Source organism: Pseudomonas sp. 22072 (assembly GCF_052046095.1).
Taxonomy (GTDB): Bacteria; Pseudomonadota; Gammaproteobacteria; order Pseudomonadales; family Pseudomonadaceae; genus Aquipseudomonas; species Aquipseudomonas paracarnis.
This window is the reverse complement of record NZ_JBQEQE010000022.1, coordinates 38,112-63,486: the sequence shown is the minus strand read 5'-3', so window position 1 is coordinate 63,486 and position 25,375 is coordinate 38,112. Positions and strand designations below refer to the sequence as shown.

At 61.0% G+C, this 25,375-nt stretch carries 25 protein-coding genes; 11 read left to right on the top strand and 14 right to left on the bottom strand.

Features of this window, described 5'->3' with window-relative positions; all coding sequences use genetic code 11:
- Positions 1 to 36 precede the first annotated feature (36 nt).
- From pqqA to pqqE, 5 genes are all read left to right on the top strand, one after another.
- Positions 37 to 111 (top strand): pyrroloquinoline quinone precursor peptide PqqA, encoded by a 75-nt coding sequence (gene pqqA, locus ACTJLA_RS20725; protein WP_003194766.1) that lies wholly within the window; start codon positions 37 to 39, stop codon positions 109 to 111.
- 71 nt (positions 112 to 182) lie between these two features.
- A complete protein-coding gene (gene pqqB / locus ACTJLA_RS20720; RefSeq protein WP_034128837.1) occupies positions 183 to 1,094 on the top strand; it encodes a pyrroloquinoline quinone biosynthesis protein PqqB in 912 nt (303 codons plus the stop codon).
- An 11-nt stretch (positions 1,095 to 1,105) separates the two neighbouring features.
- Complete coding sequence (pqqC, locus tag ACTJLA_RS20715; protein WP_003194770.1) at positions 1,106 to 1,858, top strand: pyrroloquinoline-quinone synthase PqqC; 753 nt, start codon at positions 1,106 to 1,108, stop codon at positions 1,856 to 1,858.
- Positions 1,855 to 2,130 carry a pyrroloquinoline quinone biosynthesis peptide chaperone PqqD gene (gene pqqD, locus ACTJLA_RS20710; protein ID WP_034128838.1) on the top strand — a complete coding sequence of 92 codons (276 nt, stop codon included), beginning with the start codon at positions 1,855 to 1,857 and terminating at the stop codon, positions 2,128 to 2,130. The genes pqqC and pqqD overlap by 4 nt, the downstream gene beginning before the upstream one ends.
- Positions 2,123 to 3,253, top strand: coding sequence for a pyrroloquinoline quinone biosynthesis protein PqqE (gene pqqE, locus ACTJLA_RS20705; RefSeq protein ID WP_052200001.1), 1,131 nt, complete (start codon positions 2,123 to 2,125; stop codon positions 3,251 to 3,253). The genes pqqD and pqqE overlap by 8 nt, the downstream gene beginning before the upstream one ends.
- A gap of 5 nt (positions 3,254 to 3,258) precedes the next feature.
- On the opposite strand, the gene ACTJLA_RS20700 is transcribed toward pqqE, so the two are convergent.
- The 4 genes from ACTJLA_RS20700 to ACTJLA_RS20685 form a co-directional block, all read right to left on the bottom strand.
- Positions 3,259 to 3,417, bottom strand: coding sequence for a YqaE/Pmp3 family membrane protein (locus tag ACTJLA_RS20700; RefSeq protein WP_003194776.1), 159 nt, complete (start codon positions 3,415 to 3,417; stop codon positions 3,259 to 3,261).
- Between the two features lie 93 nt (positions 3,418 to 3,510).
- Positions 3,511 to 3,828, bottom strand: coding sequence for a helix-turn-helix domain-containing protein (locus ACTJLA_RS20695; protein ID WP_014720197.1), 318 nt, complete (start codon positions 3,826 to 3,828; stop codon positions 3,511 to 3,513).
- Complete coding sequence (locus ACTJLA_RS20690; RefSeq protein WP_014720198.1) at positions 3,812 to 4,177, bottom strand: type II toxin-antitoxin system RelE/ParE family toxin; 366 nt, start codon at positions 4,175 to 4,177, stop codon at positions 3,812 to 3,814. The genes ACTJLA_RS20695 and ACTJLA_RS20690 overlap by 17 nt, the downstream gene beginning before the upstream one ends.
- A gap of 225 nt (positions 4,178 to 4,402) precedes the next feature.
- Complete coding sequence (locus ACTJLA_RS20685; RefSeq protein ID WP_054896784.1) at positions 4,403 to 5,665, bottom strand: aspartate aminotransferase family protein; 1,263 nt, start codon at positions 5,663 to 5,665, stop codon at positions 4,403 to 4,405.
- A gap of 209 nt (positions 5,666 to 5,874) precedes the next feature.
- On the opposite strand from ACTJLA_RS20685, the gene ACTJLA_RS20680 reads away from it, so the two are divergent.
- The gene (locus ACTJLA_RS20680; RefSeq protein WP_313041812.1) at positions 5,875 to 6,774 is read left to right on the top strand and encodes a LysR family transcriptional regulator; all 900 of its coding nucleotides are present in this window, start codon (positions 5,875 to 5,877) and stop codon (positions 6,772 to 6,774) included.
- A gap of 226 nt (positions 6,775 to 7,000) precedes the next feature.
- Here the strand turns inward: ACTJLA_RS20680 and ACTJLA_RS20675 are convergent, their stop codons facing one another.
- The 10 genes from ACTJLA_RS20675 to bioB all read right to left on the bottom strand — a co-directional run bounded on the left by ACTJLA_RS20675 (position 7,001) and on the right by bioB (position 19,503).
- Positions 7,001 to 8,779 carry an acyl-CoA dehydrogenase C-terminal domain-containing protein gene (locus tag ACTJLA_RS20675; protein ID WP_440842029.1) on the bottom strand — a complete coding sequence of 593 codons (1,779 nt, stop codon included), beginning with the start codon at positions 8,777 to 8,779 and terminating at the stop codon, positions 7,001 to 7,003.
- 233 nt (positions 8,780 to 9,012) lie between these two features.
- Positions 9,013 to 10,782, bottom strand: coding sequence for an acyl-CoA dehydrogenase C-terminal domain-containing protein (locus ACTJLA_RS20670; RefSeq protein ID WP_440842027.1), 1,770 nt, complete (start codon positions 10,780 to 10,782; stop codon positions 9,013 to 9,015).
- Between the two features lie 90 nt (positions 10,783 to 10,872).
- Positions 10,873 to 12,162 (bottom strand): GGDEF domain-containing protein, encoded by a 1,290-nt coding sequence (locus ACTJLA_RS20665; RefSeq protein ID WP_014720203.1) that lies wholly within the window; start codon positions 12,160 to 12,162, stop codon positions 10,873 to 10,875.
- Between the two features lie 220 nt (positions 12,163 to 12,382).
- Positions 12,383 to 14,188, bottom strand: coding sequence for a phenylacyl-CoA dehydrogenase (locus ACTJLA_RS20660; RefSeq protein ID WP_034128845.1), 1,806 nt, complete (start codon positions 14,186 to 14,188; stop codon positions 12,383 to 12,385).
- A 337-nt stretch (positions 14,189 to 14,525) separates the two neighbouring features.
- The gene (locus ACTJLA_RS20655; RefSeq protein ID WP_089041437.1) at positions 14,526 to 14,807 is read right to left on the bottom strand and encodes a pyrroloquinoline quinone biosynthesis protein PqqE; all 282 of its coding nucleotides are present in this window, start codon (positions 14,805 to 14,807) and stop codon (positions 14,526 to 14,528) included.
- A 106-nt stretch (positions 14,808 to 14,913) separates the two neighbouring features.
- Entirely contained in the window at positions 14,914 to 15,594 is a 681-nt protein-coding gene (bioD, locus tag ACTJLA_RS20650; protein ID WP_314550577.1) for a dethiobiotin synthase, read from the bottom strand.
- Positions 15,591 to 16,403 (bottom strand): malonyl-ACP O-methyltransferase BioC, encoded by an 813-nt coding sequence (gene bioC, locus ACTJLA_RS20645; protein WP_054896779.1) that lies wholly within the window; start codon positions 16,401 to 16,403, stop codon positions 15,591 to 15,593. The genes bioD and bioC overlap by 4 nt, the downstream gene beginning before the upstream one ends.
- Positions 16,396 to 17,127, bottom strand: a complete 732-nt coding sequence (locus tag ACTJLA_RS20640) for an alpha/beta fold hydrolase (RefSeq protein ID WP_054896778.1) — start codon at positions 17,125 to 17,127, stop codon at positions 16,396 to 16,398. Before ACTJLA_RS20640 ends, bioC begins: the two co-directional genes overlap by 8 nt.
- Positions 17,120 to 18,301, bottom strand: coding sequence for an 8-amino-7-oxononanoate synthase (gene bioF / locus ACTJLA_RS20635; protein ID WP_314550574.1), 1,182 nt, complete (start codon positions 18,299 to 18,301; stop codon positions 17,120 to 17,122). The genes ACTJLA_RS20640 and bioF overlap by 8 nt, the downstream gene beginning before the upstream one ends.
- A gap of 146 nt (positions 18,302 to 18,447) precedes the next feature.
- The gene (bioB, locus tag ACTJLA_RS20630; RefSeq protein ID WP_014720209.1) at positions 18,448 to 19,503 is read right to left on the bottom strand and encodes a biotin synthase BioB; all 1,056 of its coding nucleotides are present in this window, start codon (positions 19,501 to 19,503) and stop codon (positions 18,448 to 18,450) included.
- A 92-nt stretch (positions 19,504 to 19,595) separates the two neighbouring features.
- Here bioB and ACTJLA_RS20625 point away from each other — a divergent pair, with 92 nt between their 5' ends.
- The 5 genes from ACTJLA_RS20625 (at position 19,596) to rarD (ending at position 25,338) form a co-directional block, all read left to right on the top strand.
- Positions 19,596 to 20,333 carry a ComF family protein gene (locus ACTJLA_RS20625; protein ID WP_314550572.1) on the top strand — a complete coding sequence of 246 codons (738 nt, stop codon included), beginning with the start codon at positions 19,596 to 19,598 and terminating at the stop codon, positions 20,331 to 20,333.
- A gap of 58 nt (positions 20,334 to 20,391) precedes the next feature.
- On the top strand, positions 20,392 to 21,156 hold the full coding sequence (locus ACTJLA_RS20620) for a TOBE domain-containing protein (RefSeq protein WP_314550570.1): 765 nt from the start codon (positions 20,392 to 20,394) through the stop codon (positions 21,154 to 21,156).
- 79 nt (positions 21,157 to 21,235) lie between these two features.
- On the top strand, positions 21,236 to 23,134 hold the full coding sequence (locus ACTJLA_RS20615; protein ID WP_054920728.1) for a PhoX family protein: 1,899 nt from the start codon (positions 21,236 to 21,238) through the stop codon (positions 23,132 to 23,134).
- Between the two features lie 161 nt (positions 23,135 to 23,295).
- Positions 23,296 to 24,270: a serine/threonine protein kinase gene (locus tag ACTJLA_RS20610; RefSeq protein WP_034128855.1), complete on the top strand. Its 975-nt coding sequence runs from the start codon at positions 23,296 to 23,298 to the stop codon at positions 24,268 to 24,270.
- A 183-nt stretch (positions 24,271 to 24,453) separates the two neighbouring features.
- The gene (rarD, locus tag ACTJLA_RS20605) at positions 24,454 to 25,338 is read left to right on the top strand and encodes an EamA family transporter RarD (protein ID WP_034128856.1); all 885 of its coding nucleotides are present in this window, start codon (positions 24,454 to 24,456) and stop codon (positions 25,336 to 25,338) included.
- Positions 25,339 to 25,375: the final 37 nt, after the last annotated feature.

Genomic DNA, 25,375 nt, shown 5'->3' with positions numbered 1-25,375 from the left:
GTAGTGAACGTCCCATCCCTTGATAGGAGTAAGAATATGACCTGGTCCAAACCTGCTTACACTGATCTGCGTATTGGTTTCGAAGTCACCATGTACTTCGCCAGCCGTTAATTGGCTGAGTGACACAACGCCTCGGTTCGCCCGGGGCGTTTTTGTTTTGAGCTGTGCTTGATGGAGCGATCATGTTTGTCCAGATTCTAGGTTCCGCCGCCGGCGGTGGCTTCCCGCAGTGGAACTGCAACTGCGTGAACTGCGCAGGTTTTCGCGATGGCAGCCTGCGGGCCCAGGCGCGTACCCAGTCATCCATCGCGATCTCCGACAATGGCGTGAATTGGGTGCTCTGCAATGCCTCGCCGGATATCCGCGCACAACTCCAGGGCTTTGCGCCCATGCAACCGGGCCGCGCCCTGCGCGATACCGGCATCAGCGCAATCATCCTGATGGACAGCCAGATCGACCATACCACTGGCCTGCTGAGCCTGCGCGAAGGCTGCCCGCACCAGGTGTGGTGCACCGACATGGTCCACGAAGACCTGAGCACCGGTTTCCCGTTGTTCACCATGCTGACCCACTGGAACGGTGGCCTGGCCTGGAACCGCATCGAGTTGGACGCCAGCTTCACCATCCCGGCCTGCCCCAACCTGCGCTTCACCCCGCTGCCGTTGCGCAGCGCCGCACCGCCCTATTCGCCGCACCGTTTCGACCCGCACCCCGGTGACAACATTGGCCTGATCGTCGAAGACCTGCGCACCGGCGGCAAATTGTTCTACGCCCCGGGCCTGGGCAAGGTCGACGCACCGCTGCTGGACATCATGGCCGGCAGTGACTGCCTGCTGGTGGACGGCACGATGTGGGACGACGATGAAATGCAGCGCCGTGGCGTCGGCACCCGCACCGGGCGTGAGATGGGCCACCTGGCACAGAACGGCCCCGGCGGCATGCTTGAAGTGCTCGAGCAACTGCCCAAACAGCGCAAAGTGCTTATCCACATCAACAACACCAACCCGATCCTCGATGAAGACTCCCCCGAGCGAGCGGAGCTGGTGCGGCGCAATGTCGAAGTGGCTTACGACGGCATGAGCATTGAATTGTAGGAGCGATCGAAATGACCGACACACCGTTGAGCAAGGCTGAGTTCGAAGCCGCCCTGCGCGCCAAGGGCGCCTTCTACCATATCCATCACCCCTACCATGTGGCGATGTACGAAGGCCGCGCCAGCCGTGAGCAGATCCAGGGCTGGGTCGCCAATCGCTTCTACTATCAAGTGAATATCCCGCTGAAAGACGCGGCGATCCTGGCCAACTGCCCAGACCGTGAAATCCGTCGCGAATGGATCCAGCGCCTGCTCGACCATGACGGCGCGCCCGGTGAAGACGGCGGTATCGAAGCCTGGCTGCGCCTGGGCCAGGCCGTGGGCCTGGACCCCGATCAACTGCGCTCCCAGGAGTTGGTGCTGCCCGGCGTACGCTTCGCCGTGGACGCCTATGTCAACTTCGCCCGCCGCGCCAGCTGGCAGGAAGCCGCCAGCAGCTCGCTCACCGAGCTGTTCGCGCCGCAAATCCACCAGTCGCGCCTCGACAGTTGGCCCCAGCATTACCCGTGGATCGACCCGGCCGGTTACGAATACTTCCGCACACGCCTGGGCCAAGCCCGTCGCGATGTGGAACACGGCTTGGCGATCACCCTGCAGCACTACACCACCCGCGAGGGGCAGGAGCGCATGCTGGAAATTCTCCAGTTCAAACTGGACATCCTCTGGAGCATGCTGGACGCCATGAGCATGGCCTACGAACTCAAACGCCCGCCGTATCACAGCGTGACCGAACAGCGGGTATGGCATAAAGGGATCACCCTATGAGCTTTGATCGCAGCAAAAAACCGACCTGGCGCCAAGGCTATCGCTACCAGTACGAGCCTGCTCAGAAAGGCCACGTGTTGCTCTACCCCGAAGGCATGATCAAGCTCAACGATAGCGCCGCATTGATCGGTGGCCTGATCGACGGCGAGCGCGACGTTGCGGCAATCATTGCCGAGCTGGATAAGCAGTTCCCCGGTGTGCCAGAGCTGAGTGACGACATCGAGCAATTCATGGAGGTCGCCCGTGCTGAGCACTGGATCACCCTTGCCTGAAAAGCCAGCCATAGGCCTGCCTCTGTGGCTGCTGGCCGAGCTGACCTATCGCTGCCCGCTGCAGTGCCCGTATTGCTCCAACCCGCTGGATTTCGCCGAGCAGGGCAAAGAGCTGAGCACCGAACAATGGATCAAGGTATTTCGCGAAGCCCGTGAAATGGGTGCTGCGCAGTTGGGTTTTTCCGGCGGCGAGCCGCTGGTGCGCCAGGACTTGGCCGAGCTGATCGGCGAGGCTCGCAAGCTGGGTTTCTACACCAACCTGATCACCTCTGGCATCGGCCTCACCGAACAAAAAATCAGCGACTTCAAGAAAGCCGGCCTGGACCATATCCAGATCAGCTTCCAGGCCAGTGACGAACAGGTGAACAACCTGCTGGCCGGCTCCAAAAAAGCCTTCGCGCAAAAACTGGAAATGGCCCGAGCGGTGAAAGCCCACGGCTACCCGATGGTGCTGAACTTCGTCACCCATCGCCACAATATCGACAAGATCGACCGCATCATCGAGCTGTGCATTGCGCTGGAAGCGGATTTCGTCGAACTCGCCACCTGCCAGTTCTACGGCTGGGCACAGCTCAACCGCGTGGGCTTGCTGCCCACCCGCGAGCAGTTGGTGCGCGCCGAACGCATCACCAATGAATACCGTGCCAAGCTGGAAGCCGAAGGCCACCCTTGCAAGCTGATCTTCGTGACACCGGATTATTACGAGGAGCGACCCAAAGCCTGCATGAATGGCTGGGGCAGCATCTTCCTGACAGTCACACCCGACGGCACCGCCCTGCCCTGTCATGGCGCGAGGCAAATGCCCGTGCAGTTTCCCAATGTGCGCGACCACAGCATGCAGCACATCTGGTACGACTCGTTTGGCTTCAATCGCTTTCGTGGCTACGACTGGATGCCTGAGCCATGCCGTTCATGCGACGAAAAAGAAAAGGACTTCGGCGGCTGCCGTTGCCAGGCATTCATGCTCACTGGTGACGCCAGCAATGCCGACCCTGTATGCAGCAAATCCGAGCAGCACGGCATCATCCTGCAAGCGCGGGAAGAGGCCGAACATGCCACCCAGACCATCGAGCAACTTGCCTTTCGCAATGAGCGCAACTCAAGGCTCATTGCAAAAGGCTGAGGGCCTCAACGCTTGGCGATGATGTACACCGCGTGGATGATGCCAGGGAAGTAACCGCACAGGGTCAGCAGGATATTCAGCCAGAATGCACCGCCGAAACCTACTTGCAGGAACACACCCAATGGCGGCAGCAGAATGGCGATGATGATACGAATGATGTCCATGGGTCAGCTCCAGAAAATCGGCTCGTGTGAGCCGTGTAGCTAATCGACCTTGGCGGTTCGTGAGGGTTCAGTGGATTCTGGCATTGGGCCATCTCAGGCCAGAATCTGCAGGCCATGTTTTTGCACGATACTCAATAACTTGAGCGCCATGCCACTGGGCCGCTTCTCTCCCGACTCCCATTTTTTGACCGTGGACGCGCTGGTGTTCAGGTAGCGGGCGAACACAGGTTGGCTGACATGGCTGCTTTCACGTAGTTGCTTGATCTGTTCGGCAGGGATTTGATCTGGCATGGATAAGCACGCCTCATCATATTCTCGCAGAGTGGTTTTGCTGATGGCGCCGACAGCATGAAGTGCCTTGGCTGACTGGTGAATGGACTCAAACGCCTCGCTTTTATACTTCTTGGTCATGATGTATCTCCACAAACTCCTTGAGATCCAGCATTTGCTGAATCTGTGCTTCGTTTAACCTTTCATAAGTTTTGGCCAGTGATCGAAACCAAACAAGTTCGCTCTGCGTAATGTTGCCTTGATCCTTCTTCGCGAACAGCAACTGATAAACCCAATAGTGCCTACCCTTGGCCAATATGATTGAACGATGTCGATTTTGGTTGAGGCGTTTTTTCCAGACACCACCGCCCAGATTATCTGCCTGCCCCCTCAGCATTTCGCCAAACGCCTCCCTCAACTCCGAATCGCAGATCCAGGCTTTGTTGGCCGCTTCGGCAAATCGCCGTGTTTTAAACAACCTGAGCTTCATGGAGGTCCCTTCACAAAAACATACCACCCAGTGGTATAGATTAAAAGTCGAGCACGCTGTGCCCCATCGGCGGTCCTTGCCGACGTCCGCTAAGAAACCACTGTTCCCAGGGAGGCTCAATCAACGTTTTCACACCAGAAATTACCCAGACAAAAAAACGCCCCCAGCCAAAAAAATCAGGCTGGAGGCGCCGCGTATGCCGCGAGACGGTTCAGGAAACTGGGGTCAAACGGCGATGCCCTTGCGGCATTGCACTTGAGCGGTACGCACCCGAGAAAAAGCGCGGGCAAGCCGAAGAAGCATTTCGTCGATATGGGTTTTGCTGATGTTCAGCGCAGGGGTAAAGCGCAGGCAGTCAGGTTGCGCGGCAGTGAGAATCAAGCCTTCGTGCAGCGCGGCCTTGACCACTGCAGCGGCGCAATCGTCCGACAGTGTCAGGCCCCAAAGCAGCCCGTTGCCGCGCAAGGGGCCATGGCCGTAACGGTAGGCCAGGCGGGCAAGGCCTTCTGCCAAGTACAAGCCAGATTCACGTAGGTGCTCGAGAAAGCCGTTCTCCAATAGAGCGTCGAGTACTGCGATACCCGCAGATGCCATCAGTGCATTGCCATGATGTGTACCGTCCAGCTCGCCCGGTTCGAAGCAACAGGCAGTGCCACGCGCCAGCAGCGCCGCCAGGGGCACGCCGCCGCCCAGGCCTTTGCCCAGGGCAATGATGTCGGCGCGCACGCCGTATTGCTGTTCGGCGAGCAAGCTGCCGCAGCGGCCGATACCGGTTTGCACTTCGTCGAAGATCAGCAGGATCCCCAGCTCACGACACAGGCGTTCGACGCCCTTGAGGTAATGTTCTGTCGCAGGGAGGACACCGCCGCCGCTTTGTATCGGCTCCAGCATGATGGCGACGGTCTGCGCATCGACCGCTGCATGCAGGGCCGGCAGATCGTTAAACGGCACTTGGCTGAAACCTGGCAACTGCGGTTCGAATCGGTTTTCGCAGGCCACAGCCGACGCCGACATCGCCCCCAGGCTCCGCCCATGACAGCCATTGTTTACGGTGATGATGTGGTAAGCGCCACCGCGATGCAGTTGGCCCCACTTGCGTGCCAACTTGATGGCCGCTTCACAGGCTTCGGCACCGCTATTGAGCAAATAGGCCTGGTCGCTGCAGGTGTGGTGGCACAGACGATCGACAAGATCCAGTTGCGCGCGGTTGTGCAAACCCAGGCCAGGGTTGATCACGGTGTGCATCTGTTGGGCAATGGCGTCGCGTACGGCCTGGGGACTGTGACCCAGGCTGTTGGCCCCGCCGCCTTGACTGAAATCCAGATAAGCGCGGTCGTCAGCGTCCGACAGCCAGGAACCCTGCCCCTGTACAAACACCTGGGGCGGGCGCGCCACAGTGGGCATCAGGCACTGGCTGGAAACATCTGCACGCGGGGCATGCACAACCAGGTCATCCAGACTCGGCGCGCAGCGACGGAACAAGTTCACACTTCACCCCCGCTGGCAACCTGACCTTGGTCGATGCCACCTGCCAATGAGGCCTTCAGATTTTTTGCCTTGCCTATGTAAACGCTATCAACAAAAACGCTGTTCATTGTCCGATCCGGCCCTGTAAGCCCTGCGAATAGGCGCTAGACTAGGCGCCTCGGGGGCCAGCGGCCATTTCGATTTTCCAGCTTTTTCGATAAGCAAACCTTATGGATTTCAAGCAACTGCGTTATTTCGTCGCGGTGTATGAGGAAGGCCACGTAGGCCGCGCCGCGGAGCGTCTGTCGATCTCCCAGCCAGCGCTTTCGCAACAGATTCGCCAACTGGAACAGAACCTTGATGTGAGTCTGTTCGAACGCAGCAGCAAGCGTCTGCTGCCAACGCTGGCGGCGCACACTTTATACAACCACGCGTTGCCGCTCATTGATGGTATGCAGCAAGCCGCCGAGGCACTGCGCAATTTCAAGGGCCAGGCCATGCGCACCCTGGCCATCGGCGTGCTACAAACCGTGCACACCAGCCTGGTGCCGCAGATGCTTGAGCGCGTGCGCAAGGCCCAGCCCCATTTGGTGGTGCAGATTTACGAGCTGACGGGGCTTGAGATTGAACGGCGGTTGCTCAATGGCTCACTCGATATTGGCATCAGCTACCTGCCACCGCGTCAGCCGGGCCTGCATGGTGTGCTGCTGTATGAAGACGAGTTGAAGGTGGTGATTCCCGAGGAACATCCGTTGCGCGAGTTCAAGAAAGTCTCGCTCAAACAAGCCGCCGAGTTACCGATGTTGCTGCTGGGGGAAGAGTTTCAGGTTCGGCAGATCTGGCAAGGCCAACTGTCCAACCTCGGGCGGCGCCCGCAAGTGCAGGCGGAGCTCAATACCATGGTGGGCATTCTCGACAGCCTGCCTCACACCCGGCTGGCGACGGTGCTGCCTGGGCGCTCCCAGGACGAACACAACAGCAAGGCACTGCTGTGGAAACCCTTGAGCGAGCCCAGGGTACCGCTGAAAGTAGGATTGGTATGCCGCGATGTGCAACGCCAGCAGGCGACGGTGGCGTTGCTGCGTACCCTGCTGGAAGACGTGATGAATGCCCCGCCGGCAACCGCCTGACTTTTTCGCGGGCAAAAGAAAACCCCGCCGAAGCGGGGCTTTGCAGACTGTTTCCCTGACATCCATTTCACTCCGCCGTCCTAGCAGAATCCTACGTGTCCGTGTTGTTGCTTTGCGCTTCCTGCGCGACGTCCATGTGAAGTAGATTAGCCGTGGATCCAATATGGCGATAGAGGACGATTAGCAGCACGTCATGTAAGAGAATGCTTACACGCCCTCCTCCCCCTTAAAACAGAGCTTCATCCATCAGGAACAGTGATTCGCTACCGGCTTTTACCGACGCACTCAACGAGTGGATACGCGGCAACAGACGGGCAAAGTAGAAACGCGCAGTTCCCAGTTTGCTGGCGTAGAAATCCTCTTCGCCTTCCTTGCCCAACGCCGCCTTGGCCATGCGCGCCCACATATAGGCATAGGCCATGTAGCCGAAGGCATGCAGGTATTCCACCGAGGCTGCGCCGATTTCATTAGGATTGCTCTTGGCGCGGTCCAGCACCCAGGCCGTCAGCTCATCCAGGTTACCTACTGCCACACCCAGGGGCTTGGTGAACTCGGCCAACTCAGGGCCCGATGCGGCGATGAACTGGCGGATCTCATCGGCGAACAAGGTATAGAACGCACCGCCGCTGCCGACGATCTTGCGCCCCATCAGATCCAGGGCCTGAATGCCGTTGGTACCTTCGTAGATCTGGGTGATGCGCACGTCACGCACCAATTGCTCCTGGCCCCACTCGCGGATGTAACCGTGACCACCAAACACCTGCTGGCCGAGTACGGTGGTTTCCAGGCCCAGGTCAGTGAGGAACGCCTTGGCAACTGGCGTCAACAACGCCACCAGGTTATCGGCACGCTCGCGCGCCTGCGCATCGTCGCTGAACTTAGCGATGTCCAACTGCGTCGCCACGTAGGTGGAAAACGCCCGGCCGCCTTCGTTCGCCGCCTTCATGGTCAGCAACATACGACGGACATCCGGATGCACGATGATCGGGTCTGCCGGCTTGTCCTTGGCCTGTGCGCCTAGCGGGGAACGGCTCTGCAGACGGTCGCGGGCATATTCAATCGCGTTCTGATAGGACCGCTCGCCAGAAGCCAAGCCCTGGATACCGACGCCCAGGCGCTCATAGTTCATCATGGTGAACATCGCAGCCAAGCCACGGTTGGGCTCACCGACCAGGTAACCCACGGCTTCGTCGAAGTTCATCACACAGGTGGCGGAGGCCTGGATGCCCATCTTGTGTTCAATGGAGCCGCAGTTCACCGGGTTACGCGCGCCCAGGCTGCCATCGGCATTTACCAGGAACTTCGGTACCAGGAATAGCGAGATGCCCTTGGGCCCGGCCGGTGCGTCAGGCAGTTTGGCCAGCACCAGGTGGATGATATTTTCAGTGAGGTCATGCTCGCCACCGGTAATGAAGATCTTGGTGCCGCTGACCTTGTAGGAGCCGTCCGCCTGAGGCTCGGCCTTGGTGCGGATCATCCCCAGGTCGGTACCGGCATGGGCTTCCGTCAGGCACATGGAACCGGCCCACTCACCCGAATACATCTTCGGCAGGTAGGTGGCCTTGAGCTCTTCACTGGCATGGGTGTTGATCGATACACAGGCACCGGAGGTCAACATCGGGTACAGGCCGAAAGCCAGGCTCGACGAGTTGATCATCTCTTCAACCTGCGCCGACACCGCCTTGGGCATGCCCATGCCGCCGTAGGTCGGGTCGCCGCCCACGCCTACCCAGCCGCCTTCGGCGTAGGTGCTGTAGGCCTGGGGGAAACCGTCGGGAGTCGTCACGGTGCCGTCCGCCCAGTGGCAGCCTTGCTCATCGCCGCCGCGGCTGAGCGGGGCAATGGATTTGGCGGTGACCTTGCCGGCCTCTTCCAGGATCGCTTCGACGGTTTCGGCGTCAACGCTGTCTGCCAATGCCGGTAACTGGGCCCAAGTATTAGCGACCTCAAACACTTCGTTGAGGACGAAGCGCATATCACGCAACGGCGCTTTGTAATCAGCCATGGCAAACCTCGTGAGAACGTGAAAAGTAATTCGATAGGATCGGTTTTACAGACGTCGAGTGTACCCGAACAACTTTTCAGACACATAGGGTCCGTTCGTGACCATTAAGTATTTACCAGTCACACAAGGAAGCTTTCCTGTAGGAGCGAGCTTGCTCGCGAAAAACTCACAGGCGCCGCGTTCATTCAGCAAGCACGCGTTATCGTTGACGTTCTTCGCGAGCAAGCTCGCTCCTACAGGGAGAAAGCGTCAGCTGGGAGACTCATCAGGCATTCGCTCCCTGCCTCTACCGCAGCACGGTGCATGGCCGTACGCGGCAACAAGCGCTTGAAATAAAAGTCGCAGGTCGCAAGCTTCGCCTGGGCAAACTCTTGGTCGTCCTGGCCGTGCGCCGCGATCGCCATGCGCAACCACAGGTAGGCGAGGATGATGTAACCGCTGTACATCAGGTAATCCATGGCCGCCGCGCCCACTTCATCAGGGTTTTTCATCGCCGCCGTGCCGACCTTCAAGGTCAGTTCGCCCCATTGCTGGTTCAGCTCATTGAGTTGCGCCACATGGGCCTTGAGTTGCGCATGCTCGGCATTGGCCGCGCAGAACTTATGCACAATTTTGGTAAACCCACGCAGCAACTTGCCCTGGCTGCCCAGCACCTTGCGCCCGAGCAGGTCCAGAGCCTGGATGCCGTTGGTGCCTTCATAGATCGGCGCAATCCGTGCATCACGGGCCAGTTGCTCCATGCCCCACTCACGAATATAACCATGGCCACCGAATACCTGCATGCCGTGGTTGGTCACCTCCAGGCCGGTTTCGGTCATGAAGGCTTTACAGATCGGCGTGAGGAAGGCCAACAGGTCCTCGGCTTCCTGGCGTTGGCCAGCGTCGCTGCCAAGGTGCGCGGTATCGAGCAGTTGCGCGGTGAAATAGGTCAACGCGCGGTTGCCCTCGTTGAAAGCCTTCATGGTCAGCAGCATGCGGCGTACATCGGCGTGCACGATGATCGGGTCAGCGGCTTTCTCCGGCGCCTTGGCACCGGTCAGCGAGCGCATCTGCAAGCGGTCATTGGCGTACTTGATCGCGCCCTGGAAGCTCGCTTCACCGTTGCACAGGCCCTGCATTCCCGTGCCCAGGCGGGCGTGGTTCATCATGGTGAACATGCAGTTCAGGCCCTTGTTCGCCTCGCCAATCAAATAGCCTTTGGCGCCATCGAAGTTCAACACGCAGGTGGCAGAGGCCTTGATGCCCATCTTGTGTTCGATGGAGCCGCAGTGCACCGCATTGCGCTCGCCGGAGTCGGCATGGAACTTGGGCACGATAAACAACGAGATGCCCTTGGTACCCGCCGGCGCGTCCGGCAGCTTGGCCAGCACCAGGTGGATGATATTGGCGCTCATGTCGTGCTCGCCGGCCGAGATGAAGATCTTGCTGCCGGTGACCGCGTAACTGCCGTCCGCCTGCGGCACGGCGCGGGTCTTGATCAAGCCCAGGTCGGTGCCGCAGTGGGCTTCGGTCAGGCACATGGTGCCGGTCCATTCGCCAGCGGTGAGCTTGCTCAGGTAAGTGGTTTTCTGTTCGTCGGTGCCGTGGGCGTGGATGGCCGACATCGCACCGTGGGTCAGGCCCGGGTACATGCCCCAGGAGGTGTTGCTGGAGCCGATCATCTCGCTCAACACCAGGCCGAGGGAATGGGGCAGGCCCTGGCCACCGTAGGCCGGGTCTGCCGCCACGCCGTGCCAGCCGCCTTCCACATACTGGGCAAAGGCTTGCTTGAAGCCTTTGGGAGTGGTCACCACGCCATTATCGAAATGGCAGCCCTCTTCATCGCCGCTGCGATTGAGCGGCGCGAGTACGTTTTCGCAGAACCTGGCGCCTTCTTCGAGGATCGCACTGACCATGTCCGGGCTGGCATCCGTGGCGCCCAGGTCCGCGTAGTGGCCGTGGAAATCGAATACGGTGTCGATCAGAAAGCGCATGTCGCGCAAGGGAGCTTTGTACTCAGGCATGGCAATGTCTCCGGCAGCAGATAGGGTTAACCTACTGCCGGCCGTGGCCGTGGACAATCACTGTAGCGCTGCTGAATACACCGCCATTACTCAACCGGCAGCGCTCTCCATGCGCACCGCGCCACGGCGGGTTTGCCCGGCGGCGACCACACAATTACGCCCCGCGCCCTTGGCGGTGTAAAGCGCCTGGTCGGCGGATTTGAGCACCTCGTCGGGGCTGCGTTGTTCGGCCTGGCGCTCGGCCACACCGATGCTTACCGTCACCGACACGCTGGACGCGCCGCTGCCGGCACGGCGCTGGCGGCCTTGATGATCGTCCTGGGGGCGGTCCGGGTTGCGCAACTTGATGTCGTAGCTGGCGATGATCTCGCGGATCTCCTCCAGGTGCGGCATGCACTCATCCAGGGTCTTGCCGGCAAACACCACGGCAAACTCTTCACCGCCGTAACGATAGGCCCGCCCGCCGCCATTGACCTTGGACAGCTTGCTCGCCACCAGGCGCAGCACCTGGTCGCCCACATCGTGGCCGTGGGTGTCATTGAAACGTTTGAAGTGATCGACGTCGCTCATCGCCAGCACATAGTTGCGACCTAGCCGCTGCATGCGCTCGTTGAGGGCACGTCGCCCCGGCAAGCCGGTGAGCTCATCACGAAACGCCATTTGATACGCCTCGTGCGCCACCCCTGCAGCGATCATCAGCATCACCTGGCTGCACATGATGTTGAGGGTGAACGGCAGGATGAAGGTTTGCGGCAACATCCAGAACATGCCCAGCAACCCCACCAGTTGTGCGGCGTGCAGCGGGCGCGGCTGGTACCAGTATTGGGCGGCCAGGGTGAGAAAGCCGATCAGGAACATCGGATAGGAAAGTTGGATCAGGCTCATCCAGGCGCCATGCAGCATCGGCCAACGGATCTCCGCCAACCAGCCCAGCAAGGCCTGGGGAAAACTCTGCTCCAGGGCCAGCGCCACACTGCCCACCGCCAGCAGCACCGCACAGCGGGCGACGAAGTCGCGGAACAGATGGGTCTTTTCCTGCCACAGCGCATAAATGCTGAACAGCAAGGGCAACAGCAGGCAGCACAGGTGGAACACCACGGCAGCGTCTTCACGCACGCGGCCATTGTCCCGGTAGAAGTCGGTCTGGGTATCCAGCAGGAAATAGGCGACGTACACCGTGACCATCAGGAACAGCTCACGCTGGCGTCGATACACCGCGCAATAGGCGCCGCCGAGCAACAGCACCAGGGTGGGCAGCACGTTGAACAGCGAGGTGAAGAAGACGCTGAGGTCCTTGACGTACGCAGCCGAGAGCCCGGCCAGCAACAGCAGCAGCGAAGGGAGAAAATGGCTGAAACGTACAGCGGACACGCGTGACAAGGGTAAAGCTCCGACCCGCTAACGAATAATGGCACTGTGCCGCTAAGCGATCAGTTAAGCACAACCGACCGAGCATGTATCACATTGCCATCACTGTAACGGCAGCTCATCATAATCCCTGAGTGCAGGACTGCGGTTTTTTAGACGCGCTCCCACACAAATGCAAAAAAACCGCCGCATCCCGAGGGAGGCGGCGGTTTCTAGAAGAACCTGGTAAGGCTTAGTAAGCCAGGCCGAAATCTTCTTCTTTCATGTCCATCAGGTTGTTGGCGCCCGACAGCATGGTTGCCACGTGGGTGCGGGTACGCGGCAGGATGCGCTGGAAGTAGAAGCGCGCAGTCTGCAGCTTGGCGGTGTAGAACGCCTCTTCGCTGGTGCCGGCGGCCAGTTTCTCGGCGGCCAGGCGTGCCATGTCGGCCCAGAAGTAAGCCAGGCAGGCGTAGCCGGAGTACATCAGGTAGTCCACCGAGGCAGCACCGACTTCTTCACGGTCTTTCATCGCGGCCATGCCGACCTTCATGGTCAACTCGCCCCACTCTTTGTTCAGTGCCGCCAGCGGTGCAACGAACTCTTTAACCGCGTCGTTACCTTCGTTGGCCTGGCAGAACTTGTGCACGATCTTGGTGAAGCCCTTGAGCGCTTCGCCTTGGGTCATCAGCACTTTACGGCCGAGCAGGTCCAGCGCCTGGATGCCGGTGGTGCCTTCGTACAGCATAGAAATGCGGCTGTCGCGCACGTTCTGCTCCATGCCCCACTCAGCGATAAAGCCGTGGCCACCGTAGATCTGCACGCCGTGGTTGGCCGATTCAAAACCGACTTCGGTCATGAATGCCTTGGCGATCGGGGTCATGAAGGCCAGCAGGGCATCTGCCTGTTTCTTGGCTTCGTCGTCGGTACCGTACTTGACGATGTCCACTTGCTTGGCAGTGAAGTACACCATCGCACGGTTACCTTCGGCGAAGGCTTTCATGGTCAGCAGCATGCGGCGTACGTCAGGGTGCACGATGATCGGGTCAGCAGCTTTATCTGGCGCTTTCGGGCCGGTCAGGGAGCGCATTTGCAGGCGATCACGCGCATATTTCAAGCCGCCCTGGAAGCCGATCTCGGCGTGAGCCAGGCCTTGCAGCGCGGTGCCCAGGCGAGCGGTGTTCATAAAGGTGAACATGCAGTTCAGGCCTTTGTTCGCCGGGCCGATCAGGAAACCGGTGGCCGCGTCGAAGTTCATCACGCAGGTGGCGTTGCCGTGGATGCCCATCTTGTGTTCCAGGGAACCACAGGTGACCGCGTTGCGCTCGCCCACAGAGCCATCGGCGTTGGGCAGGAACTTGGGCACGATAAACAGCGAGATGCCTTTGGTGCCGGCCGGTGCATCCGGCAGGCGGGCCAGTACGATGTGGACGATGTTGTCGGCCATGTCGTGCTCGCCGGCCGAGATGAAGATCTTGGTACCGGAGACTTTGTAGGAGCCGTCAGCCTGAGGCTCGGCCTTGGTGCGCAGCATGCCCAGGTCGGTGCCGCAGTGTGGCTCGGTCAGGCACATGGTGCCGGTCCATTCGCCCGACACCAGTTTGGTCAGGTAAGCCTCTTGCTGCTCGGGGGTGCCGTGTTCGGAAATAGTGTTCATCGCGCCATGGGACAGGCCAGGGTACATGCCCCACGACCAGTTGGCTTCGCCGACCATTTCGCTCACGGCCAGGCCCAGGGATTCCGGCAGGCCTTGGCCACCGTGCTCCACGTCGTGGGCCAGGCTTGGCCAGCCGCCTTCGACGAATTGTTTGTAGGCTTCTTTGAAGCCCGCAGGGGTTTTAACGCCTGACTCACTCCAGGTACACCCTTCGATGTCGCCCACGCGGTTCAACGGTGCCAGTACTTGCTCACAGAACTTGGCGCCTTCTTCGAGGATGGCGTCGACCATGTCCGGGGTAGCGTCCTGGCAAGCCGGCAGGCTCTGATAGTGCGCTTCATAACCGAGCAGTTCGTCACGAACGAAGCGAATATCACGCAAGGGGGCCTTGTAGTCAGGCATAGCGATAAACCTCTGCTGATGTAACTGGGATGAACAACCGCATGGATTTTTTATGGCGGTCAAACAGGTGTTTGAAACATACGTTTACGACCCAGGGTTGTCAAGCGTCGGCCAGATGCCGTTTGTCTTGACGCGGGTCAGCCAGGCACGGCGAGGCCTGCGGCGGGGGATGCCTCATGATTCAAGGAAGGTAAAAGTACAGAGCAGAATGTCGCAGAACGACTGTGGGAGCTGGCTTGCCTGCGATGCAGGCGCCATGGTGTATCAGGCAGTACGCGTTGATGCTATCGCAGGCAAGCCAGCTCCCACAGAGAGAAGCGGGCGTGCGATAGAGAAGTTAAGCGTAGGTATCGATCAACGTACCGAGCATTTCGTCCGAAGCCTTGGCGACTTTCGCCCCCAGCTCGATTTGAAACTTGCCCTGGGCCATTTCCACCATGTTGCTCGCCGAATTGGACGCTTGGGCGCGGTCATTGGCTTGCAGACGGTCGCTTTGCGCGGCCGATGGCTGGGTGGTCGCGGCGCTGGCAATCTTGCCGGCCGCCTGGTCGACACGGTTCTGCCCGGTCTGAACGCTGTTCAGGCCCGAATAAAACGCGCTGCTTCCAGAGATTTCCATGGCGTAAGCCTGCCTTTAGAGAATCGTGAAGCCCGATTGAACCAGACATCCTGGCAAAAGGCTCGTCAAAAACACTAATGGCATATTGCCTTAGCGATAGCCAAAATCAGTCAAGCAGGTCCAGTTCCAAGTACTCGGCCACCGCGCCAGCCCCGGCGTGCTTGAGTTTCGGCACTCGCCCCAGGCAAGGCGCGGGCAGGCGCTCAGCCAGGGTGGCGAGGTTTTCTTCCAGACGAGAGGTCTTGGGGTCGATGATATTTGCCACCCAGCCCGCCAGCGGCAAGCCATCCCGTGCGATGGCTTCGGCGGTGAGCAACGCGTGGCTGATGCACCCAAGGCGCACGCCTACCACCAGGATCACCGGCAGTTTGAGCGCCATGGCCAGGTCCGACAGGTTGGCCTGGTCGGCCAAGGGCACGCGCCAACCGCCTGCCCCTTCGATCAAGGTGAAGTCCGCACCCCGTGCCAGGATCTGCTGCATCGGCTTGAGCAGCGATTGCACCGTGAGCCCGACGCCCGCCTCGCGCGCTGCCAGATGCGGCGCGATAGCTGGCTCGAAGGCCACCGGGTTGACCTCGTTATAACTGAGCGGTATGGAACACTCGGCCAGCAACGCCAACGCATCGGCATTGCGCAGCCCCTGGGCCGTCAGTTGGCAGCCCGACGCCACCGGCTTTCCGGCGGCCGTGCTTTTGCCGGAAAGCCTGGCCGCATGCAACAGGCCGGCGGCGATGGTGGTCTTGCCAACATCGGTGTCTGTACCGGTGATGAAGTAAGCGGCGCTCATAACGGTTTCTCCAGTACGGCATACACCACTTGGTACGTGGCGGGCAGGCCCTGGGCCTGGCGGAATTGCTCGTAGGCCTCTACCAGCGCGACAATCCGCGCACGGCCCGTCAACCCTCCCGGGCGGCCTGGGTTGAGGTTGTGGGCGCCCAACGCCTTGAGCTCATGGGTCAGGCTGCGCACATCCGGGTAATGCAATACGTGGGGCTGTCGCTCCAGGCTGATCACGCGCAAGCCACTGGCCGCACACCGTTGCTGATAAACCTCGAAGGTGCGGAAGCGATTGACGTGGACCAGGCCGTCCGCCGCCCGCCAACTCTCGCGCAACTCATCCAGGGTGCCTACGCACAGGCTGGCAAAGGCCAGCACGCCACCTGGTCGCAGCACACGCCGGGCTTCGCTGAGCACCGCATCAAAATGGGCACACCACTGTACCGCGAGGCTGGAGAAGAGCAGCTCAACGCTGTCAGCTGTAAGCGGCAAGCGTTCTGCATCACCGGCTATAAAGTGCACGGCGCCACCCAGCGGACGCGCGTGGTTGAGCATGCCCTCGGCAATGTCCAGCGCCACACCTTGGCTACCGGGCAAACGCTCGCCCAGTACGCGACTGAAGTAGCCCGTGCCGCAGCCCATGTCCAGCCAACGCTGTGGCGCCAGGCCGTGCGGCAAACGGCTGAGCAGTTCATGCCCGACCGCACGCTGCAACTCGGCCACACTGTCGTAACTGGCCGCCGCACGGGAGAACGAGGCCGCAACCTGGCGCTTGTCCGGCAAGCCCCCTGGCAAGGGCGGGTGGGATAGGTCAGTCATCAACACACTCATGCAAAAAAGCCTGGATGGCCCCGGCAACTCCGTGAGGGTCTTCCAGAAGAAACGCGTGACCGGCCTGTTCAATCAGGCCGATTTCTACATCGGGGAGCAAGGCCAGCAGGTCACTGGCGGCTTCAGCAGGCACCAGCCCATCCAGGCCGGCAAACAGGTGCAACTGCGGCCCACGAAAGGCCTGCAAGGCCGCCCGCGTATCCAGTTGGGCCAACAGCTCCAGGCCGGGCATCAAGACGCTGGGGGAGGTATTCGGCGCACCGCTGACCAACAACCGCGACAAGCCGCGCGGGTCTTCGGCACCCTTGGCGCACAACAGCCCAAAGCGCTTGAGCGTGACCTGGGAATCGGCATGGCAGCCGGCCAGAAATGCGTCGAAGGTTTCCGTAGGCATCCCATGGGGCCAGCCGTCATGGGCGACGAAACACGGGTTGCTCGCCAGAGTCAGCAAGCCACAGCACCGCTCGCCACGGCGTGCCGCCAACTCGGACGCGAGCATGCCGCCCAGCGACCAGCCCCCGAGCCAGGCATTGTCCGGCAGCGTCGCATCGAGCTCATCGAGCCATTCACCGAGTTCGCTGGCCTGCAGCGCCGGCAAGGGTTCGATCTGTACCTGCAAGTGCTCGTTCAGGCCGTGCAACGCAGCGGCCAACGGTTCCAGCGGTGACACACCCAGGCCCCAGCCCGGTAGCAGGATCAGTCGATTACGCATAGCCGGGCTCCGAGGCGTCTAACAAGCGAAAACACGCTTGCAACTCGTCTAACAATAGCTGCACCTGCGCTTCGCTGTGGGCCGCCGTCAATGTCACCCGTAGACGGGCACTGCCGGCGGGCACGGTCGGTGGGCGAATGGCAGTCACCATCAGGCCGCGCTCGCGCAGCATCTGCGAGAGGCGCAGTGCCCGGGCGCTGTCGCCAATCAGGATCGGTTGGATCGGCGTAAAGCTGTCCATCAACGCCAGGCCTATCTGCTCGGCGCCGCGACGGAACTGGCGGATCAACGCGTTGAGGTGCTCGCGTCGCCAATGTTCGCTGCGCAGCAGTTCCAGGCTTTTGAGGGTGGCGCAGGCCAGTGCCGGTGGTTGGCTGGTGGTGTAGATATACGGGCGTGCGAATTGGATCAGGCTCTCGATCAAGTCCTCACTGCCGGCCACGAAGGCCCCGGCGGTGCCGAACGCTTTGCCCAAGGTGCCAACCAGCACGGGCACGTCGTCCTGGCTCAAGCCGAAATGTTCGACGATGCCGCCGCCATTGGCGCCCAGCGGGCCGAAGCCATGGGCGTCATCCACCATCAGCCAGGCACCTTTGGCCTTGGTTTCACGGGCCAGCGCGGGCAGGTCGGCGAGGTCGCCGTCCATGCTGAACACACCGTCGGTGACTACCAAGGTATTGCCGGTGGCTTTCTCCAGGCGCTTGGCCAGGCTGCCCGCGTCGTTATGCAGATAGCGGTTGAAACGCGCACCGGACAGCAAACCGGCATCCAGCAAGGACGCGTGGTTAAGCCGGTCTTCCAGTACCGTATCGCCCTGCCCCACCAGCGCCGTGACCGCGCCGAGGTTGGCCATGTAGCCAGTGGTGAACAGCAAGGCACGCGGGCGACCGGTCAAATCAGCCAGGGCTTCTTCCAGCTCATGGTGCGGTGTGGCGTGGCCCACCACCAAGTGCGAAGCGCCACCGCCCACGCCCCAGCGGGACGCACCGGCGCGCCAGGCTTCGATCACTTGCGGGTGATTGGCCAGGCCGAGGTAATCGTTATTGCAGAAGGCCAACAACGGTTGCCCGTCCACCACCACGTGCGGGCCTTGGGGGCTCTGCAGCAAGGGGCGCTGGCGGTAAAGATGGTCGGCACGGCGGGCAGCGAGGCGCGCGGCGAGATCGAAAGACATGCTGGCCTCGATTTAACAGGTTCAACTCAATCCAATGGGGGAGCTGGCTTGCCTGCGATAGCGGTCCTTCTGACACTTCAATACTGAAAGTGCCGCCGCCATCGCAGGCAAGCCAGCTCCCACACTGGAATGCATTCCAAAGGTGGTTACACCACAGCGTTGTAGAACTGCTCGCTGCTCTTTTGCTCCACCAACGCCTGCTCGATCGCCGCCTGATGCACTTCATCGGCATGCTCTTCACGGGCTTCGGGCAGGATGCCCAAGCGTGCGAACAGTTGCATATCCTTGTCCGCCTGGGGGTTGGCGGTGGTCAGCAGTTTGTCGCCGTAGAAGATCGAGTTGGCGCCGGCAAAAAAGGCCAGGGCCTGCATCTGCTCATTCATGGCTTCGCGGCCAGCCGACAGGCGCACGTGGGACTGCGGCATCAGGATGCGCGCCACCGCCAGCATGCGGATGAAATCGAAGGGGTCGATGTCATCGGCGTTTTCCAACGGCGTGCCCGCCACTTTCACCAGCATGTTGATCGGCACCGACTCCGGATGCTCCGGCAGGTTGGCCAACTGGATCAGCAAGTTGGCGCGGTCGTCGAGAGACTCGCCCATGCCAAGGATGCCGCCCGAACAGATCTTCATCCCCGAGTCACGCACGTACGCCAGGGTTTGCAGGCGCTCGCTGTAGGTGCGGGTGGTGATGATCGAGCCGTAGAACTCCGGCGAGGTGTCGAGGTTGTGGTTGTAGTAGTCCAGGCCGGCCTGGGCCAGGGCTTCGGTCTGGTCCTGGTCAAGGCGACCGAGAGTCATGCAGGTTTCCAGGCCCATGGCCTTCACGCCTTTGACCATTTCCAGCACATAGGGCATGTCTTTGGCCGACGGATGTTTCCATGCCGCGCCCATGCAGAAACGCGTCGAACCGATGGCCTTGGCACGTGCGGCCTCTTCGAGGACCTTCTGCACCTCCATCAGCTTCTCTTTTTCCAGGCCAGTATTGTAGTGGCCCGACTGCGGACAATATTTGCAATCTTCCGGGCAGGCACCGGTCTTGATCGACAGCAGCGTCGACACTTGCACGCGGTTGGCGTCGAAATGCGCGCGGTGCACGGTCTGCGCCTGGAACAACAGGTCGTTGAAAGGCTGCACGAACAGGGCTTTGACTTCAGCTAAAGACCAATCGTGACGCAGGGTGGCAGAGGTGCTGGCGCTCATGGGCGATTCCTTGATTATGCTTTGGCAAGCGCTGCGGGAAAGGCAATACCCACAGGCACGACACGGATGCTCGGCATATTTAAGGAAGATTCATGCACTGTCAACCTGAGCGCAAACACGAAGTTTACATCTGGTTAAAAAGCATACAGCCTTGTTTGATCTGCGATGAGTGCATCGAATCAGACGAGCCACTGTGCAGCGCCTGCGAAACAGAATTGCCATGGCTGATGGAACAGTGCGAACGCTGCGCACTGCCCTTACCTATGGACGGACTGCTCTGCGGCCAGTGCCAAAAACAGCCACCGGCCTTTCACCAGGTGGTCGCGCCATGGACCTACAGTTTTCCCGTGGACACCCTGATCAGCCGCTTCAAGCATCAGGCGCGTTGGCCGCTGGGGCACTTGCTGGCGCGCCTGCTGGGGCAGCACTTGCAGCATCGCTTCGATAACGCCGAACTGGAGCGCCCCGACTGCCTGCTACCGGTGCCCATGGCGCGCAAACGCCTGCGCGAACGCGGCTTTAATCAAGCGTTGATGCTGGCCCGCTGGCTCAATCACGCCCTCGACATTCCCTTTGATGAACACGCGCTCTTACGCCCCCATGAAACCGTGGCGCAGCAAGACCTCGATGCCAAGACCCGCAAACGCAACCTGCTCAACGCCTTCGCACTGGTCCCCGGCATCCAGGTTGCCGGGCAACATCTGGCGCTGGTAGACGACGTCCTCACCACCGGCGCCACGGCCCACAGCCTGGCGCGCTTGTTGATAAACGCCGGCGCGCGCCAAGTGGATGTGTATTGCCTGGCCCGTACGCCCAAACCCGGCAGCTGACTTGACTCCCCTGCGCCAGCGCGGCAACGTCGGCGCATCTCACCCAAGCGTATCTGCCATGTCTGTGCCCAGCCCTCTCAGCCAACACATCATCCGCCGCCCCCAGCGTATTGCCTTGCTGGGGCATATCGCCGAGCAGGGCTCCATCACCCGTGCGGCCAAGAGTGCCGGGTTGAGTTACAAGGCCGCCTGGGACGCCATTGATGAACTGAACAACCTGGCGCAAAAACCGCTGGTGCAACGCAGCGTCGGTGGAAAGGGCGGTGGCGGCGCCAAACTGACTCAGGAAGGCGAACGGGTGCTGCGCCTCTATCAGCGCCTGCAACTGCTTCAGGCCGAGATCCTTGGCTCGGACGAAGCGGCCAGCGACTTCAACCTGCTGGGCCGCTTGATGCTGCGCACCAGCGCGCGCAACCAATTGCACGGCCAGGTCAGCACCATAGAGAGCCATGGCCACAACGACATGATCCGCCTGCAATTGGCCGGCGGCCTGCACCTCGACGCACAGATCACCCACGACAGCACCCTGCGCCTGGAGCTGCAGACCGGTGTGGAAGTAGTGGCCCTGATCAAGGCCGGGTGGCTTGAATTACTGGCGGACGGACAAGCTGAAACACTTGGACACAATTGCCTGGAAGGCAGGATCGAGACCATTCTCGCCGCCGAAGACGGCCCCAGCGAGGTGCGTATTGCGCTAGCCAACGGCCAAGTGTTGTGCGCGCTGGCGCCGCCCGTCGCACTCAAGGCCATTAATGCAGCGCAGGGCCAGCCAATCCGCGTGCAGTTTGCACCCAGCCATGTATTGCTTGGCACCCCGGTGTAACGGGCGCGCGTCTTCAAGCTGCAACAATTCGGTCACGAGCGCTGCTTAAGGTGTCTGCAAAAACCTTAAGGAGCCTGTGATGAGCCTATTAGAAGAAAACCATGCCACCGACCTTGAACAGATGGTGGGCCTGACCCGCCGTCGCTTTATCGGCGCAGGCGCCCTGTGCGGCGCCGCGATGTTTCTCGGCGGCAACCTGCTGAGCCGCAGCGCCCTGGCCGTGAATGCCGCTACCGCCAGCCCGTTGCTGGGGTTCACCAGCATCGCCGCCGCCACCAGCGACACCATCACCCTGCCACCGGGCTACAGTGCTTCGGTGTTGATCAGTTGGGGCCAGCCCCTGCACAACAACGCCCCGGCTTTCGACCCGTCCGGCCATGGCACCGCCAAGGCTCAGGAACAACAGTTCGGCGACAACAACGACGGCATGAGCCTGTTTCCATTCCCCGGCGACGACAACCGCGCGCTGATGGCGATCAACAACGAATACACCAACTATCGCTACCTCTACGCCCACGGCGGCGCGCCACAATCTACCGAAGACGTGCGCAAAGCCCTGGCCAGCGAAGGCGTGTCGGTGATCGAAGTGCGCCGCAAGGGTGACACCTGGCAGTTCGTCCAGGATTCGCGCTACAACCGGCGCATCCACGGCAATTCACCGATTCGTTTGAGTGGCCCTGCCGCCGGCCATGACTGGCTGAAAACCGGCGCCGACAAGAGCGGCAAAAAAGTCCTCGGCACGTTCCAGAACTGCGCCAACGGCAAGACGCCGTGGGGCACCTACCTGACCTGCGAAGAAAACTTCACCGACTGCTTCGGCAGCAGCAACCCCCAGCAAACCTTCGACGCAGGGCAGAAGCGCTACGGCGTGGTGGCCGCCAGCAAGGACATCAACTGGCATCAGCACGACCCGCGCTTTGACATGGCCAAGAACCCCAACGAACTCAATCGCCATGGTTGGGTGGTGGAAATCGACCCGTTCGATCCGCAATCCACGCCAGTCAAACGCACGGCCCTGGGGCGCTTCAAACACGAAAACGCGGCCCTCGCCGAAACCCGTGACGGTCGCGCCGTGGTGTACATGGGCGACGATGAACGCGGTGAATTCATCTACAAGTTCATCAGCCGCGATCAGATCAACCACAACAACCCTAAGGCCAACAAAGACCTGCTCGACCACGGCACCTTGTACGTGGCGATCTTCGACGCAGGCGACGGTGATGCCGACCACCCCAAGGGCAAAGGCCAGTGGGTTGAACTCACCCATGGCAAAAACGGCATCGACGCCAGCAGCGGTTTCGCCAACCAGGCCGAGGTGCTGATTCATGCGCGCCTGGCCGCCAGCGTGGTGAAAGCCACACGCATGGACCGCCCGGAATGGATCGTGGTCAGCCCCACCGACGGCCAGGTCTATTGCACCCTGACCAACAACGCCAAGCGCGGCGAAGAGGGCCAGCCGGTCGGCGGCCCCAACCCACGGGAGAAAAACGTCTACGGCCAGATCCTGCGCTGGAAAGCCGACGCCGATAACCACGGTGCCACGGACTTCACCTGGGACCTGTTCGTGGTGGCCGGCAACCCCGGCGTGCATGCCGGCAACCCCAAGGGCGGCTCGTCCAACATCAACCCGCAAAACATGTTCAACAGCCCCGACGGCCTGGGCTTCGACAAAGCCGGGCGCCTGTGGATCCTGACCGATGGCGACTACAGCAACGCCGGCGACTTTGCGGGCATGGGCAATAACCAGATGCTGTGCGCCGACCCGAGCACTGGAGAAATCCGTCGTTTCATGGTGGGGCCGGTGGCGTGTGAAGTGACGGGGATCAGCTTTTCGCCGGACCAGAAAACATTGTTCGTGGGCATTCAGCACCCAGGGGAAACCGGTGGCTCGACCTGGCCGGAACACCTGCCCAATGGCAAACCGCGGTCGTCGGTGATGGCGATTCGGCGGGATGATGGCGGGATCGTAGGCGCCTGATAGACCGCTATCGCAGGCAAGCCAGCTCCCACATCTCGATGTGTAAATACATGCCAGTGTGGGAGCTGGCTTGCCTGCGAAGGCGTCCGCACAGCCACCGCCTATCTATGCTGTTACCATACCCGGCCGGACGCGGCGCCCTGCTGCGCGCAGGAGTTCGCATGGCCCACCCGTTTGAAACACTCACCCCAGACCTGGTGCTCGACGCCGTCGAAAGCATCGGTTTCCTCAGCGACGCGCGGGTTCTGGCGCTCAACAGCTACGAAAACCGCGTGTACCAAGTGGGCATCGAAGACGCCGAACCACTGATCGCCAAGTTCTATCGCCCCCAGCGCTGGACCAACGAGGCGATCCTGGAAGAACACCGCTTCACCTTCGAACTGGCCGAGTGCGATGTACCGGTGGTCGCCCCATTGATCCACAACGGCGAGAGCCTGTTCGAACACGCAGGTTTCCGCTTCACCCTGTTTCCGCGCCGTGGCGGCCGCGCGCCGGAGCCGGGCAACCTCGATCAGCTTTACCGGCTCGGGCAACTGCTGGGGCGTTTGCACGCGGTGGGCTCCACCCGCCCGTTCGAACACCGCGAAGCCCTGGGGGTGAAGAATTTCGGTCACGACTCCCTCACCACCTTGCTTGAAGGCAACTTCATTCCCAAAAGCCTGTTGCCGGCCTACGAGTCCGTGGCCCGCGACCTGCTCAAGCGTGTGGAAGAGGTTTACAAGGCCACGCCGCACAAGAACATCCGCATGCACGGTGACTGCCACCCCGGCAACATGATGTGCCGCGACGAGATGTTCCATATCGTCGACCTGGATGACTGCCGCATGGGCCCGGCGGTGCAAGACCTGTGGATGATGCTGGCTGGCGACCGCCAGGAATGCCTCGGCCAGCTCTCGGAACTGATGGACGGTTATCAGGAGTTCCACGACTTCGACCCGCGCGAACTGGCGCTGATCGAGCCGCTGCGCGCCCTGCGCCTGATGCACTACAGTGCCTGGCTCGCACGACGCTGGGACGACCCGGCGTTTCCCCATAGCTTTCCGTGGTTTGGCAGCGAGCGGTATTGGGGCGACCAGGTGCTGGCGTTGCGTGAGCAACTGTCGGCGCTCAATGAAGAACCGCTAAAACTCTTCTGAACGCGTTCCATCATCGCGCCCACGCTCTGCGTGGGCGCGCATCCTGTGACGCTCCGCGTCACGATTTAAGAACAAACGCAGAGCGTCCAAGGCGGCGTTACCACGCAGAGCGTGGGAACGAGCGTTGTCTGACAAATATCCTTACAATTGCGCTTTGTTAGCTGCCTGAGCAAGGATTCTGCAATGCAAGCCGCCAACCCCCGCAAGGGGTACATCCTGGGCCTGAGCGCCTATGTCATCTGGGGTCTATTCCCGCTCTACTTCAAAGCCATCGCCAGCGTGCCCGCCGCCGAGATCATTGTGCATCGCGTATTGTGGTCGGCACTGTTCGGTGGGCTGTTGCTGATGGTGTGGAAACATCCCGGCTGGTTTCGCGAACTGCGCGACAACCCCAAGCGCCTGGCGATCCTGGCCCTCAGCGGTTCGTTGATCGCCGCTAACTGGCTGACCTATGTGTGGTCGGTGAACACCGGGCGCATGCTCGAAGCGAGCCTGGGTTACTACATCAATCCGCTGGTGAATGTGCTGCTGGGCATGCTGATCCTCGGCGAGCGACTGCGCCGTTTGCAATGGGTGGCGGTGGGGTTGGCAGCGGTAGGTGTGGCGCAGCAGGTGTGGCAAGTCGGTAGCCTGCCGTGGGTGTCGCTGGCGCTGGCGCTGACGTTCGGCTTCTACGGTTTGATCCGCAAGCAGGCGCCGGTCAAAGCGCTGCCAGGCCTGGTGGTGGAAACCTGGATGCTGGTACCCATTGCCGTCGCCTGGTTGCTGTTCAACCCGACCGCCCACAGCGCGCAACTGGCGTTCTGGAGCACCTCCGAAGCCTGGTGGCTGGTGGCCGCAGGCCCTGTGACGCTGATTCCCCTGGTGTGCTTCAACGCCGCTGCACGGCACTTGCCCTACACCGCCCTGGGCTTTTTGCAGTATGTGGCGCCGACGCTAGTGTTGCTCGAAGCCGTGCTGTTGTTCGGTGAACACCTGGCGCCGAGCACCCTGATCGCCTTCGCCTTCATCTGGGCCGGGTTGGTGGTGTACAGCCTGGATGCCTGGCTGACCGTGCGCAAACGCTGATCAAATAACGTACAAACCTCTGCAAGCCACGGCTTTC